The following is a 13,532-nucleotide window of genomic DNA, read 5'->3' as shown; positions in this document are numbered from 1 at the left end:
CCTCGCGAGCCGGTGTGCACGCGAAGAACGTGACACCCGCATGATCCTCGCGTGACGAATCGATGAACGACTTCGTGATGTACGAACTCGACAGGATGCGGTTCCCCGTTAACATCCAGTATGCCTCACGATCCGTCGTTTGATCCGTCGTCCCCGCTCGCAACCGAGCTGTCGCCCTCTGATCCGTCGCCCTGTGGTGGCTGCCATCGGGTCGATCGGCGCCAGTTTCTGGCCTCGGCCTCGGCCTTGACCCTCGGCGTCCTGGTTTCCGGCTGCGGCGACGGGATCATTAGCGGCCCCGAGCAGGTGCTCGACGCCATCCCGGCGCCCTTCCGGCTCGATCCGTCCACGGTTCCTGAACTCGCCTCGGTCGGCGGCCGTGCCGTCGTCGTCTCCGGCACCTCGGCCCCTGTCGTGGTAGAGCGCGTCGGTTCGGCGCAGTTCCGCGCGCTCTCGCTGGTGTGTCCGCATCGCGGCTCCATCGTGGATGTCACCGCCACCGGACTGCGGTGCCCGAATCATGAGGCCGTTTTCGCGAATGACGGCACGTGGCTGAGCGGACAACCGACCGCCGGACTCACGGCGCTCGACGTGCGACAGAGCGCCGACGGATCGCTCATGATCGGCGGTGCCCTCACGCCCCCGGTGCTTGGTCTCGACCGCACGTCGGTCGTGTTCCTGACGACGCTCACTGGCAACGCCCCGTCTGCGCAGACGGTCGCGATTGCGAATGACGGCGGTGGCATTCTTGGTGGACTGGCGGTCACACTTACGTACGGACCGGGGCAGCGTACCGGCTGGCTGTCGCTGGCGCTCAGTCAGGCGTCGGCGCCTTCCACGTTGACGCTGTCGGCGCAGCGCGGCACGCTGCCGATCGGCAACTACACGGCCACCGTCACCATATCCGGTGCCGGCGTCAGCAACGGTGCGCAAACACTGAGCGTCTCGCTGCTGGTGCAGGATCCGACCACACCGGCCGCGCTGCAACTATCGACAGCGGCGCTGTCCTTCACGGCGCCGGTCGGCAGTACGCCGGCCGCGCAGGTGGTGCAGTGCAACAACAGCGGCGGCGGCACCTTGGCCGGGTTGGTCGCGACGGTGTCCTACGGTGCCGGCGCGACGGGCTGGATCACGACCACACTCAATCAGACCACGGCGCCGGCCACCCTCACCGTGCGCCCGAGTGTCGGCGCCCTGGCCGCCGGCAGCTACACGGCCACGATCACCGTCAGTGGTAACGGCGTGGCGTCACGCACGATTGCGGTGACCCTCACCGTGACCGCCGCCGGACTGGTAGTCACCCTTGCCGCCTGGCCGGCCCTGGCCAACGTGGGCGGCGTCGCCGGCAGTGTCGGCAATGTGAACGGGGGGCCCGTGGCCGTCTCGCGCCTCAGCGCCACCAGCTTTGCCGCCTTCTCCATGCGCTGTCCTCATGCCGGCACGACGGTGAACGTGGTGAACGGCACCAGCTTCCGGTGTCCCAATCATGGCGCCCTGTTCAACGGCGCCGGCGTCTGGCAGTCGTCGCCGCAGCGCGCAGACAATCTCTCCACGCTCACCGTGATCTACACGCCCGGCGCCACGACCCTCACGGTGACCTGAGCCGTACCGGTTGAACCGCGAGACCGGCTGGGCTACGTTTCAAGGCTGTCTGACCCTAGCCAAGTAACGTAGCCATGCCGACTTACGAGTTCCGCTGCCCCGACGGGTCCATCATCGAGGCGCGGTTCAAGATCTCAGAGGTTCCGGAAAGCATTCCGACGCCCGATGGCACGGGGGTGGCCACGCGCATCATCTCCGGTGGCGCCAGTCTCCTGTTCAAGGGCTCCGGCTTCTACATCACGGACTACGGCAAGGACGGGAAGAAGGACCAGCGCACCAGTGGCGCGTCCTCGTCCGCCGAAAGCAGCACCAAAAGCGACACGAAGAGCGACAGCAAGAGCGAGTCGAAGCCGTCGACCAGCACGCCGTCCTCGTCATCCGAATGACGCGAGCCGTTCGCGCGTACTCTTTCTCGACATCCCGGACTCCGTGACTCACGCCGACGCCCTGCGCGCCGAGCTCTCGCGCGCCGCGCGCACGCTCGGTGCGCCCGACGACGTTTCTCCCATTCTCGAGCGGCCGCGTGATCCGTCGTTCGGAGATTGGGCGACCAATCTCGCTATGACCCTCGCGAAGCCGCTCGGCAAGAAGCCGCGCGACATTGCGGAAGCGCTTATCGCCGCGATGGACAAAGCCAGCGTCGGCGTAACGGCCGCCGAAATCGCTGGCCCGGGGTTCCTGAATTTCCGCCTCGATCCCGGATTCCAAGCGCGCGGCCTGCTTACCATTCTCGAGTCGCCCGACACCTTCGGACGGCTCGATATCGGCCATGGCGAACGCGTGGTCGTGGAGTTCGTGTCGGCCAATCCCACCGGTCCGCTGCACGTCGGCCACGGCCGTCAGGCCGCCCTCGGCGATGCCATCAGCACGCTGCTGGAGTACACCGGCTGGAAGGTCGATCGCGAGTTCTACTACAACGACGCCGGCGCGCAGATCGCGAATCTCGCGAAGAGCACGCAGGCGCAGGTGCGCGCCATCGGTGGAGCGCCGCTCGAGATTCCCGAAGGCGGATACCACGGCGACTACATCCGTGAGATCGCCGAGCGCTACGTCGTCGACCATCCGGAAGACGCGGCGTGTGATGATCTCGCCGCGATGCAGGCGTTCGCGGTCGCCGCGCTGCGCCATGAGCAGGACCTCGACATGCAGGCGTTCGGCGTCAAGTTCGACACGTACTACCTCGAGAGCTCGCTCTACACCGATGGCTCGGTCAACAAGACGGTCGACGGACTGAAGCAGTCGGGGCACACGTACGAGGAGGAGGGCGCGCTGTTCCTCCGCACTACCGACTTCGGTGATGACAAGGATCGCGTGATGAAGAAGAGCGCGGCCAAGGGCGGAGACTACACGTACTTCGTGCCCGACGTCGCCTATCACGTCACGAAGTGGGATCGCGGCTACCACCGCGCGATCAACGTGCAGGGTGCCGATCACCACAGCACGATCACGCGTGTGCGGGCTGGTCTGCAGGCACTCGCGATCGGGATTCCCAAGGGCTATCCCGACTACGTGTTGCACCAGATGGTGACCGTCATGAAGGGTGGTGAGGAAGTGAAGATCTCCAAGCGCGCCGGCTCGTACGTCACCGTGCGTGATCTCATCGATGAAGTCGGTCGCGATGCCGTGCGCTATTTCTACCTTATGCGGAAGGGTGACTCGCAGCTCGTGTTCGATGTCGATCTCGCGCGCAGCCAATCGGAAGAGAATCCGGTGTACTACGTGCAGATGGCGCACGCGCGCATGTGCGGCATCTTCCGCGTCGGTGAAATCGACGCGACCACGGTCACCGGCGAAGGCGTCGACCTCGGGGTGCTCACCGAGCCTGCCGAGCAGGAGCTCGTGAAGCAGCTCCTCGATTTCCCCGCGACCGTGAAGGGCGCGGCCGACACGCTCGAGCCGCACCGCATCGCGGCGTGGTTGCTGGAAACGGCGCGAGCCGGCCACACCTGGTACCACAAGCATCATGTCCTCGGCGAACCCGAGGCCATCACGCGCGCGCGCCTCGTGCTCGCCCGTGCCACGCAGCTCGGCATCGCCGCCGGATTGCGCATTCTCGGACTGTCCGCGCCGGAGCGCATGTGAGCAGTTTCCCCAGTACCGCCAGCCAGGTCCTCGTTGTCGGTTCCGTGGCACTCGATTCCGTCGAGACGCCGTTCGGCAAGGCCGATGATGTGCTCGGCGGGTCGGGCACCTACTTCTCGTCGTCGGCGTCGCACTTCGCGCCCGTGCAGCTCGTGGGTGTGGTCGGGGACGATTATCCCATCGAGTTGCTCCAGCCGCTGGCCGCTCGCGGCGTCGATCTCGCCGGCCTCGAAAAGGTGAGCGGCTCGAGTTTCCGGTGGCGTGGCCGCTATCGCCACGATCTCAACTCCGCCGAAACGCTCGAGACGCATCTCGGAGTGTTCTCCAATTTTCGCCCGAACATTCCCGATCAGTTCCGCAAGGCACCCTTCGTGTTCCTCGCGAACATCGATCCGCGCCTCCAGCTGCAGGTGCTCGAGCAGGTGGAGAAGCCGCGCCTCGTCGCGTGCGATACCATGAATTTCTGGATCGAGTCGCGTCGCCCGGAGCTCATCGAGCTGCTCGGTCACGTCGATCTGATCACGCTCAATGACGGAGAAGCGCGCCAGCTCACCGAGCACAGCAATCTCGTGCAGGCCGCGCGCTGGATTCTCGACAAGGGACCGAAGCACGTGCTGATCAAGAAAGGCGAGCATGGCGCCTTCATGTTCACGCGAGACAGTGTGTTTTTCGCGCCTGCATATCCGCTCGAGTCGGTCTTCGATCCCACCGGCGCCGGCGATTCCTTCGCCGGTGGGTTCATCGGCTCACTCGCGGCCAGCGGCGACCTGAGCGATGCCTCCATGCGTCGCGCCGTCGTCGTCGGCTCGGCCATGGGCTCATTCGCCGTCGAGAAGTTCTCGAATGGACGGCTGCTGGAAATCACGCGCGCCGATATCGACGCGCGCGTGCGGGAGTTCCGCCAGCTCGTCGCCTTCGACGAGGATTTCAGCGCGTGAGCACGTCTGGCGAATCCTCGCTCACTTATCGTTCGGCCGGCGTCGACATCGACGCCGCCGAAGACTCGAAGAACCGTCTCGCCAAACTCGTGCAGTCCACGATGACGGCGGGCGCGCGCGGAGCGTTCGGCGGATTCGGCGGCATGTTCCGTGTGCCCGAGGGCTACCGCGCGCCGCTGCTGGTGTCGAGCGCAGACGGCGTGGGGACCAAGATCAAGATCGCGATCGAGGCCGACCGCCACGAGACGATCGGACACTGCCTTGTCAATCACTGCACGAACGACATTCTCGTGCAGGGGGCGGTGCCCATGTTCTTCCTCGACTACGTCGCATTCGGCAAGTTGCTGCCGCATGTAGTCGAAGGCGTGGTGGCCGGCGTGGCCGCGGGATGCCGCGAGAACAGCTGTGCGTTGATCGGTGGTGAAACGGCTGAAATGCCGGGCGTGTATACACCGCCAGATTACGACCTCGCCGGGTTCATCGTCGGCATCGTCGAAGAGTCGCAGGTCATCACCAGTGCCAACGTGCGCGAAGGCGATGCCCTCGTCGCGCTCGCCAGCGATGGGCTGCACACCAACGGCTATTCGTTGGCGCGTCGCATTATCAGCGATCGGCTCAAGCTCGGGGTGCACGACGCCTTCCCCGACGCGGGCGGTGCCACCGTCGCCGATGTCATGCTCAAGGTGCATCGCTCGTATCTGCAGTGTCTCAAGCCCATGCTCGGTCACGTGCACGCGATGGCGCACATCACCGGCGGTGGACTACCGGGTAACCTCAATCGTGCGCTCCCCGTCACACTCGATGCCGACGTGGATACGGGTTCGTGGACCGTCCCCTCGACCTTCCGGGTACTTGCTGAAGCGGGAGCTGTCGCTCCGCTCGAGATGTTCCGAGCCTTCAACATGGGAGTGGGAATGGTCGTCATCACGGCACAGGAGAACGTGCGCGCCATCACTGCGCGCGCGGCGGAGTGTGGAATCGATGCGTGGGAATGCGGGAAGATCGTCCCGGGAACCGGTCGAGTACGCCTCGATGGTGTGATCACATGAGTGCGCGTCAGCGGCGCGTGGCTGGCCTCACCGTCGTCGTGCTCGCGGCGATGGGAGCAGGGCAGGCCCAGTCGCTCGAGGCGCAAACGACGTCGGGGCCGTGCACCGTGACGCCCGCTGCCGCGTCGGGGGCCGACGCCTGTCAGAAGGCGCGCGACTTGTTCGGATTCGTCGTGCCGCAGATCGGGATCGCCGTCTCGTCGGGTAATCCCGTGCTCGGTGAGGGAGGCACGTTGGGCGGATGGCCCAAGCGCGCGTTCTCGTTTCGCGTGAGCGCGGTCGATGGTCAGCTGCCGAAGAATGCGGTGCCGATCAGCGTGACCGGCTCCGCCGTCGGCTCCGATTTCGGTGCCGCGCGCACCCCCATCCCGCTGCCATCGGCCGATGCCGCGATCGGCATCTTCCCCGGTATCCCGCTCGGCCTCACCAACACGCTCGGTGTCGATGTCCTACTCGGTGCGTCGTATCTGCCGACGGTAAAGGAATCGACCTTCGAAGTCGCCCCCAGAAATGGCGGGTTCGCCTTCCAGTACGGTGTGCGCGTTGGCGCACTGCAGGAGTCCTCGTTCATTCCCGGACTCAGCGTGAGTTACATGCGCCGGAAGTTGCCAACGGTCGATCTCGGCTACACGCCGAACAACGACACGCTCACCGTCACCGGCACGTCGGTCACGTCGAATGCGCTGCGCGTCGTAGCCAGCAAGCGCTTTGCGATCTTCGGGATTGCCGCCGGCGTCGGTCGCGATGAAATCGAAGGCTCGGCGTCGATGCGTGCGTCGGTCAACGAGACCGTGCTCGCCACCAATCAGCGCTTTCTGGTGCAACTGCCCGACCTGCGCTACACGACCACGCGCAACACCGCATTCGTGAACGCATCGATCGGTCTCGGCCTGGCTCGCGTCGTTGGCGAGTACGGCTGGTCCGGCGAAGGCACCGTGCGGGAAACCGTCAATCAGTTCGGCGGCAGGAAGGCAGATGAAGGGTATCGCTACGGATCGCTCGGCATCGCCTTCAGGTTCTAACGGGCCGCTGCCGGCATCGTCAGCCGACGACGTGCGCTTCATGCGTCGCGCTCTCGAACTTGCCGAGCGTGGCGCGGGTCGCGTGTCACCCAATCCAAAGGTCGGGGCGGTGATCGTGCAGCAGGGCCGGATCGTCGGCGAAGGCTGGCATGCCGAATACGGACTGGCCCACGCCGAGGTCGCCGCGCTCATCGAGGCCGGCCCGCGGGCGACCGGGGCCACCGCGTATGTATCGCTCGAGCCCTGCAATCACACCGGAAAGACCGGCCCCTGTTCCGAGGCCCTCATCGCCGCCGGCGTGTCCCGGGTGGTCTTCGCGGCCCACGATCCCAACCCCAAAGCCGCGGGCGGCGCCGCCCGCCTCGCGTCGGCCGGGATCGCCGTCAGCGGCGGGGTGCTCGAACGCGAGGCGCTCGACCAGAACGCGCCGTTCTTCTTCGCCGCGCGGGGGGCGGATCGCCCGTTTGTGACACTGAAGCTGGCGGTCTCGATCGACGGGGCCATCGTCGATGCCTCGCGCCAGCCAGGCTGGCTTACCGGCGAGGAGGCCCGCGCGGCGGTTCATGCGCTGCGCGCCGAAACTGACGCGATCGCCGTCGGAATCGGTACCGCCTTGGCCGACGACCCGGCGCTCACGGTCCGCCATGCCGCATCACCGCGCCGCGCGCCGCTACGCGTGGTCTTCGACCGGGGTGCCCGCCTGCCGCTCGATGGTCAGCTGGTCCAGTCGGCCCGCGCACTCCCCGTCGTCGATTTCACCGACGGCTCGTGCCCGGAGGCCGAGTCCGCCCTTCGAGCGGCCGGCATCGAGACCGTCGTCGTCGCCTCCGCCGGTGAGGCCCTGCGGCACCTGGGCACCCGCGGCGTGCGCCATCTGTTGGTGGAGGGCGGGGCTGCGCTGGGTTCTTCGCTGCTGGCCGCCGGGCTCGTCGACCAACTGGTTATCTTTCAGGCACCGGTCATCCTCGGCGCCGGCGCCCTATCGGCCTTCGCGGCGCTTCCTGCGCAGCGGGCCGGGCAGGCGCCTCGGTTGCGCGTCGTGGAGCGGAAGGCACTGGGTGCCGACCTGATGACCGTCTACGCTGTTTCTGGAGACTGAAGAGAGGATGTTCACGGGGCTCGTGGACGACCTGGGACTGATCACCCACGTCGCCGACACGCCGGCCGGGCGCGAACTGCGCATCCGCTGCCGCTATACCGACCTGGTCGACGGCGAAAGCATCGCCGTCAATGGCGCGTGCCTGACCGTGCGCGAACACGGCGCGCTCGATGACGGCAGCACGTGGTTCACCGTCGCCGCCGTGATCACCACGCTCGGCCGCACCACGATTGACGCGTGGCGCGCCGACGCGCACGTCAACCTCGAGCGCGCCATGCGACTCGGCGATCGTCTGGGAGGCCACATGGTGCTCGGCCACGTCGACGACCTCGGTGTCGTCGCACGCACCGAACAGGTCGGCGACGCATGGCTTGTCGACGTGATTCTTCCCATCGCCTTGCGTCCGCTCATGGTCGCGCACGGCTCGATTACCGTCAACGGCGTGAGCCTCACGGTGAACGCGTTGCTCGACGACGGCGTGCAACTCTCCATCATCGAATACACCAAACGGCACACCACGCTCGGCGAACTCGTCGCCGGCGACCGGGTGCATGTAGAAGCCGATGTGCTTGCAAAGCACGTCGAACGGTTGCTGTCGCCTTGGCGCAGCGCAGGGGTTGAAGTCGCATGACGGCAGCGGACGCGGTAACGGGCGAAGAGGCGCAGGACATGACGTTCGGCACAGTCGAGCAGGCGTTGGCCGACATTGCGGCGGGCAAGTTCGTCATCGTCGCCGATGATGAAGATCGCGAGAACGAAGGAGACCTCGTCTGCGGCGCCGAAATGGTGACGCCCGAAATGGTCAACTTCATGCTCGAGGCGAAGGGCATGATCTGCCTCGCCATGGAGAACGCGCTGGCCGACCATCTCGGGCTCGAGATGCAGGTCGACGAGAACACCGAAGCGATGCACACCGCCTTCACGGTGAGCATCGATGCCGCCGCGAAATACGGCGTGAGCACCGGCATCAGTGCCAGCGATCGCGCTACCACCATTCGCGTGGCCGTCGATCCCAGCAGCACGCGCGCCGACCTTCGCGTGCCCGGGCACATTCACCCGCTTCGTGCGCGTGACGGTGGCGTACTGCAGCGCGTGGGACACACCGAGGCGGCCGTCGATCTCGCGCGGCTTGCCGGCTTACGCTCGGCCGGCGTGATCTGCGAAATCCTGAACAAGGACGGCACGACCGCACGTCGCCCGCAACTTGAAGTGTTCGCCAAAGCGCACGGCCTCACGTTCATCACGATCGCGCAACTCGTGGCGTATCGCCTCAAGCACGAACGTCTGGTGCATCGCGTGGCCGAGGCGCGACTCCCCACCGAGTATGGTGAGTGGCGTATCGTCGGCTACAAGAACGACGTCGACGCGCGCGAGCACATCGCCATCGCGTTCGGCGACGTGACGGAGGCCGACGGCGTGCTGGTGCGCATGCACTCGAAGTGTCTCACGGGCGACGTCTTCCACTCGCGCCGCTGCGACTGCGGCTGGCAGCTCGAGACGGCGATGCAGATGATTCAGGCCGAAGGCAAGGGCGTCATCGTGTACCTCGATCAGGAAGGCCGCGGGATCGGGCTGCTCAACAAGCTCAAGGCGTACGAGCTGCAGGACAAAGGCGCTGACACCGTCGAAGCCAATGAGCAACTTGGCTTCAAGGCGGATCTGCGCAATTACGGCATCGGTGCACAGATTCTGCTCGATATGGGCGCGCGCTCCATTCGCCTGCTGACCAACAATCCCCGCAAGCTCGTGGGCCTCGATGGCTACGGTCTGATCCTCAAGGATCGGGTCCGCATCGAAGCTCCCTCCACCGACGAAAACGCCTCGTACCTCGAAACGAAGCGCACCAAGCTCGGTCACCTGTTCGCAATCTGAGACGTATTCCTGATGGCCGAGTTCAACGGTAGTCCGCGCGGTGAAGGTCGCCGCATTGTCGTCATCGCCAGTCGCTTCAACGAGGGCATCACCATGCCGCTCGCCGAAGGGGCGGTGGGCGCGCTGGTAGGGCAGGGCGTGAAGTTCGAAGACATCGACGTGCTCTGGGTCCCGGGGGCGTGGGAGATCCCGGTCGCGGTGCGCCGTGCACTCGCCACGGAACGCTACGACGCCGCGGTTGCGGTTGGCGCCGTCGTGCGCGGCGATACACCGCACTTCGACATCGTCGCCGGCGAAACCTCACGCGGTCTCATGGACGCCATGCGCGATTTTGATGTGCCGGTCACGATGGGCGTCCTCACCACGGACAACATGGAACAGGCCGAGGCGCGCGCCGGTGGCGTGCATGGGAACAAGGGCGCCGAAGCCGCGATGGCAGCGCTCGAAATGCTCGATCTGTTCGACCAGGTCACGCCCGCCGAAGAGTTCGAAGGGGACGAATAGTGACCAACATGCAGGATGACGCGTTCTGGGACACGCCCGTCCAGGAACCGCTGGCGCCTCGCGCCGGTCGCCGCTCTCGTGGTAATCGCGCCGCGACGAAGGTCGAGCGCGTGGAAACCCGCGGGCGCGCCCGCGCACTCCAGGCGCTGTACGCCGCCGACCTCCGTGATCTCACGCAGCTCCGCAAGATCGCCACGCACGTGTTCGACGATCTGGCCGTCGATCCCGAGGAGCGGCAGTTCGCGTCACGCCTGGTGGCCACCGTCGCCGACAAGTGTGCCGAGCTCGATGCCGACCTCGCGCAGGTCACCAACAACTGGCGACTCGAACGACTCGGTGCCATCGAGCGTAGCGTGCTCCGCCTCGCGGCCGCCGAGCTCGATCGCAATGAGACGCCGGTAAAAGTGGTCCTGCAAGAGGCCGTTCACTTGGCCGAACGCTACGGCACGACGCGCAGCGCGCGGTTCGTGAACGGTGTGCTCGACGCCTACGCCCGCAAACTCGGGCGCCTGTGACCGGCACCGCCGCACGTCCGGGCGACCGGCTGCGGATCGCCGTCGTCAACTGGCAGTGCCGGGAGAATCCGCTCGCTGGCGGCGCTGAGATTCATCTGCACGAGATCTTTGGTCGCCTCGCCAGCCGAGGGCATCAGGTGACCCTGCTGTGTGGCGGATGGCCCGGCTGCCCGCCGCGGGCCACGCTCGACGGCATTGACGTGCATCGTGTCGGTACGCGCGCCACGTTCCCGTTGCTGGTGCGAAAGCACTGGCACGCGCACTTCGCCGATCGGCATTTCGACGTATTGGTCGAGGACATCAACAAGGTGCCGGTATTCACGCCGTGGTGGCAGGCGCCTCCGATCGTGGCGCTGGTCCCGCACCTGTTCGGTGGCACCGCTTTTCAGGAGCTTGCCGCACCCTTGGCCACGGCGGTGTGGCTGGCCGAGCGACCGCTGCCCGTCGTGTACCGCCACTGCGCGTTCGAGGCCATCAGTGAGAGTACCCGGGATGACCTTGTCTCCCGGGGAGTGCGCCGGGATCGGATTCGCGTGATTTTCCCGGGTATTGATACCGGATTATACACTCCTGATCTCTCTCAGCGTGCGGATCGTCCCGTTTTTGCCTACCTCGGCCGCCTCAAGAAGTACAAAGGGGTCGACCTGGTGCTCCGGTCGTTTGCACAATGTGGCGTTCCGGAGGCTACACTGGAGATCGCAGGGGCTGGCGAATTCCGCGCCGAGCTTGAAGAGTTGGCAAGAACCCTTGGGGTGGACTCGCGGGTACGGTTTTTAGGACGTATTGACGAGACTCAGAAGTGCGCCCTTCTTCGACGGGCTTGGGCGTTTGTGTTCGCATCACCTAAAGAGGGATGGGGGATTACGAATCTGGAGGCAGCGGCAAGCGGGACTCCGGTGATTGCGTCGAATTCTCCGGGTATTCGCGAGTCCGTGCGGCATGGCGAGACAGGCTTTCTCGTTCCGCACGGCGATGTCGCTGCGATGGCCGAGTCGATGCGGTACCTCAGCGGCGAGCGAGCGCTCGTCGAACGCCTGGGGATCGCCGCGCGGCGTTTCGCCGAGGCATTTACCTGGGACAACGCCGCCACAGAGACTGAAGCTCACCTCCGCCAGGTGGTGGGAAAGGAGGAAGGTCGCTGATGGAGATCATCCTGCACGCGCACCATGCCGAAGTCACGGAATCGCTCCGTGCACAGGCCGAAGCCGCCGTCATCCGCCTCGCGAAGCGATTGCATCGCGTTGCCAACGCCATCGTGCGTTTCGTCGGAGACGGTGAGACCCGCCGCGTCGAGATCGTGCTGCAACGCGCGCGATCGCGAGAGCTATTCGTCCATGCCGATGCGCGTGCGTTCGCGCCGGCCCTGAGCGCTGCCGTACACCGGCTTGAAAGCCAGGTGTCACGTGTGCGCCGCTCGCGGCGCGTCCCGACCGACGGGGATCGCACCGGGTGAGTCGACGCCTGACAGTCGGCACGCTCTTCGAACGGATGAAGGATCCGCTCGAACTCGAGCTGCTTGGTTCGGCATCCGGTCTTGACCGTGAGATCACGAGCCCCGAGGCGTCAAGCCCGGGGCTCGTCCTTGCCGGCTATATCAATCGCTTCCCGTATCAGCGCATTCAGGTCCTCGGCGAAACCGAGATCACCTATCTGCAGTCGCTCAGCGAAGAGCTGCGCATCAGTAATCTCGAGCAGTTCTTCGGCTTTCCGCTCCCCTGCGCGTTCATCACGAAGCACCTCGATCCGCCTGAGCCGCTCGTCAAGCTCGCCGAAGAAGCCGGCGTCGCGATCCTACGCTCGCGCCTGAAGACGGCTGAGTTCTATCGCCTCATCAAGCCCTACCTCGCCGATCAGTTTGCGCCCACGACCACGCTGCACGGCTCGCTCGCCGACGTGTACGGCGTGGGCCTCTTCTTCACCGGCAAGAGCGGGATCGGCAAGTCGGAGTGCGTGCTCGATCTCGTCGAGCGCGGCCATCGGCTCGTGGCGGACGACCTCGTGTTCGTCTCTCGCCGTGGCAACGATGTGCTCATTGGCAAGGGCCATGAGTTGCAGCGGCATTTCATGGAGATCCGTGGCGTCGGCCTGCTCGACGTGCCGGCGATCTTCGGCATTCATGCCGTGCGCCAGCAGAAACGACTCGAAGTGGTCGTCGTGCTGGAAGAGTGGGACGCCGAGGCCACGGTCGATCGCACCGGTCTCGACGTGCAGACGCAGGATATTCTCGGTGTCGAGGTCCCGAAAATCACGGTACACCTCAATCCCGGCAAGAACATCACCGTCATCGCCGAAGTCATCGCGATGAACCATCTCTTGCGGTATTATCGCGGCTATGATTCGGCCACGGCCTTCAACGAACGGTTGATTGGCCAGATGCGCCGGACGTCCGACGTTCAGCGATACCTGCAGGAGGATGATGAGTGATGGGGATGCACGCGTGAGCACCACGACCGACACCGACGTCGCACCAGCGACGGTCCGTGCCATCGTTGCCGGTCATGGATCCTTTGCCACCGGCATCATCTCGGCCGTGGACCAGATCACCGGCCGGGGCTCGTCGTTCCTGGCGATGTCCAACAGCGGGCTGTGCCTCGACGACATTCAGGGCACACTCGCGCGCGCGGTTGATGACACCGGTGCGCGCGTGATCTTCACCGACTTGCCCGCCGGGAGCTGTACGATGGCCGTACGGCGCATGATCCGGGCGCGCCCGGGTGTCCTGCTCGTCACCGGGATCAACCTCTCGTTGCTCCTCGATTTCGCGATGCAGGACGCGGTCGATCCTGTCGTCGCCGTGAACGCGGCGCTCGAACGCGGTCGCGCGTCGATGGCCGTATACGGCGGCTGAG

The 13,532-nt window shown here is 65.7% G+C and carries 15 protein-coding genes; all 15 read left to right on the top strand.

Annotation, left to right across the window (positions count from 1 at the left end; genetic code table 11):
• Positions 1–120 precede the first annotated feature (120 nt).
• The 15 genes from HKW67_RS06970 (at position 121) to HKW67_RS06900 (ending at position 13,531) form a co-directional block, all read left to right on the top strand.
• Complete coding sequence (locus HKW67_RS06970) at positions 121–1,602, top strand: Rieske 2Fe-2S domain-containing protein (RefSeq protein WP_171224690.1); 1,482 nt, start codon at positions 121–123, stop codon at positions 1,600–1,602.
• Positions 1,603–1,676: 74 nt separating this feature from the next.
• Positions 1,677–1,988 carry an FmdB family zinc ribbon protein gene (locus HKW67_RS06965; RefSeq protein ID WP_171224689.1) on the top strand — a complete coding sequence of 104 codons (312 nt, stop codon included), beginning with the start codon at positions 1,677–1,679 and terminating at the stop codon, positions 1,986–1,988.
• A gap of 43 nt (positions 1,989–2,031) precedes the next feature.
• A complete protein-coding gene (gene argS / locus HKW67_RS06960; protein WP_230981147.1) occupies positions 2,032–3,684 on the top strand; it encodes an arginine--tRNA ligase in 1,653 nt (550 codons plus the stop codon).
• On the top strand, positions 3,681–4,622 hold the full coding sequence (locus HKW67_RS06955) for a PfkB family carbohydrate kinase (protein ID WP_171224688.1): 942 nt from the start codon (positions 3,681–3,683) through the stop codon (positions 4,620–4,622). Before argS ends, HKW67_RS06955 begins: the two co-directional genes overlap by 4 nt.
• Entirely contained in the window at positions 4,619–5,671 is a 1,053-nt protein-coding gene (purM, locus tag HKW67_RS06950; RefSeq protein WP_171224687.1) for a phosphoribosylformylglycinamidine cyclo-ligase, read from the top strand. Before HKW67_RS06955 ends, purM begins: the two co-directional genes overlap by 4 nt.
• Entirely contained in the window at positions 5,668–6,693 is a 1,026-nt protein-coding gene (locus HKW67_RS06945) for a hypothetical protein (protein ID WP_171224686.1), read from the top strand. The genes purM and HKW67_RS06945 overlap by 4 nt, the downstream gene beginning before the upstream one ends.
• On the top strand, positions 6,647–7,792 hold the full coding sequence (gene ribD / locus HKW67_RS06940; RefSeq protein ID WP_171224685.1) for a bifunctional diaminohydroxyphosphoribosylaminopyrimidine deaminase/5-amino-6-(5-phosphoribosylamino)uracil reductase RibD: 1,146 nt from the start codon (positions 6,647–6,649) through the stop codon (positions 7,790–7,792). Before HKW67_RS06945 ends, ribD begins: the two co-directional genes overlap by 47 nt.
• A gap of 7 nt (positions 7,793–7,799) precedes the next feature.
• Complete coding sequence (locus tag HKW67_RS06935; RefSeq protein WP_171224684.1) at positions 7,800–8,423, top strand: riboflavin synthase; 624 nt, start codon at positions 7,800–7,802, stop codon at positions 8,421–8,423.
• Positions 8,420–9,664 (top strand): bifunctional 3,4-dihydroxy-2-butanone-4-phosphate synthase/GTP cyclohydrolase II, encoded by a 1,245-nt coding sequence (locus HKW67_RS06930; protein ID WP_230981146.1) that lies wholly within the window; start codon positions 8,420–8,422, stop codon positions 9,662–9,664. Before HKW67_RS06935 ends, HKW67_RS06930 begins: the two co-directional genes overlap by 4 nt.
• Positions 9,665–9,676: 12 nt before the next feature.
• Positions 9,677–10,168, top strand: coding sequence for a 6,7-dimethyl-8-ribityllumazine synthase (ribH, locus tag HKW67_RS06925; RefSeq protein ID WP_171224683.1), 492 nt, complete (start codon positions 9,677–9,679; stop codon positions 10,166–10,168).
• 8 nt (positions 10,169–10,176) lie between these two features.
• Positions 10,177–10,683: a transcription antitermination factor NusB gene (gene nusB / locus HKW67_RS06920; RefSeq protein WP_230981169.1), complete on the top strand. Its 507-nt coding sequence runs from the start codon at positions 10,177–10,179 to the stop codon at positions 10,681–10,683.
• Positions 10,680–11,825 carry a glycosyltransferase family 4 protein gene (locus tag HKW67_RS06915; RefSeq protein ID WP_171224681.1) on the top strand — a complete coding sequence of 382 codons (1,146 nt, stop codon included), beginning with the start codon at positions 10,680–10,682 and terminating at the stop codon, positions 11,823–11,825. The genes nusB and HKW67_RS06915 overlap by 4 nt, the downstream gene beginning before the upstream one ends.
• Positions 11,825–12,136, top strand: coding sequence for an HPF/RaiA family ribosome-associated protein (locus HKW67_RS06910; protein WP_171224680.1), 312 nt, complete (start codon positions 11,825–11,827; stop codon positions 12,134–12,136). The genes HKW67_RS06915 and HKW67_RS06910 overlap by 1 nt, the downstream gene beginning before the upstream one ends.
• Positions 12,133–13,107, top strand: a complete 975-nt coding sequence (gene hprK, locus HKW67_RS06905; RefSeq protein WP_206044631.1) for an HPr(Ser) kinase/phosphatase — start codon at positions 12,133–12,135, stop codon at positions 13,105–13,107. The genes HKW67_RS06910 and hprK overlap by 4 nt, the downstream gene beginning before the upstream one ends.
• Positions 13,108–13,120: 13 nt before the next feature.
• Positions 13,121–13,531 (top strand): PTS sugar transporter subunit IIA, encoded by a 411-nt coding sequence (locus tag HKW67_RS06900; protein ID WP_171224679.1) that lies wholly within the window; start codon positions 13,121–13,123, stop codon positions 13,529–13,531.
• Position 13,532: the final 1 nt, after the last annotated feature.

It is taken from the genome of Gemmatimonas groenlandica, from assembly GCF_013004105.1.
In the GTDB taxonomy this organism is placed as follows: domain Bacteria; phylum Gemmatimonadota; class Gemmatimonadetes; order Gemmatimonadales; family Gemmatimonadaceae; genus Gemmatimonas; species Gemmatimonas groenlandica.
This window is presented reverse-complemented; position numbering and strand designations above follow the sequence as displayed.

Coding starts and splice junctions, on each gene's coding strand:
- HKW67_RS06930 (WP_230981146.1), top strand. CDS start 8,420: ATGACGGCAGCGGACGCGGTAACGGGCGAAGAGGCGCAGGACATGACG.
- HKW67_RS06970 (WP_171224690.1), top strand. CDS start 121: ATGCCTCACGATCCGTCGTTTGATCCGTCGTCCCCGCTCGCAACCGAG.
- HKW67_RS06910 (WP_171224680.1), top strand. CDS start 11,825: ATGGAGATCATCCTGCACGCGCACCATGCCGAAGTCACGGAATCGCTC.
- HKW67_RS06945 (WP_171224686.1), top strand. CDS start 5,668: ATGAGTGCGCGTCAGCGGCGCGTGGCTGGCCTCACCGTCGTCGTGCTC.
- ribH (WP_171224683.1), top strand. CDS start 9,677: ATGGCCGAGTTCAACGGTAGTCCGCGCGGTGAAGGTCGCCGCATTGTC.
- nusB (WP_230981169.1), top strand. CDS start 10,177: ATGCAGGATGACGCGTTCTGGGACACGCCCGTCCAGGAACCGCTGGCG.
- ribD (WP_171224685.1), top strand. CDS start 6,647: ATGAAGGGTATCGCTACGGATCGCTCGGCATCGCCTTCAGGTTCTAAC.
- HKW67_RS06935 (WP_171224684.1), top strand. CDS start 7,800: ATGTTCACGGGGCTCGTGGACGACCTGGGACTGATCACCCACGTCGCC.
- HKW67_RS06965 (WP_171224689.1), top strand. CDS start 1,677: ATGCCGACTTACGAGTTCCGCTGCCCCGACGGGTCCATCATCGAGGCG.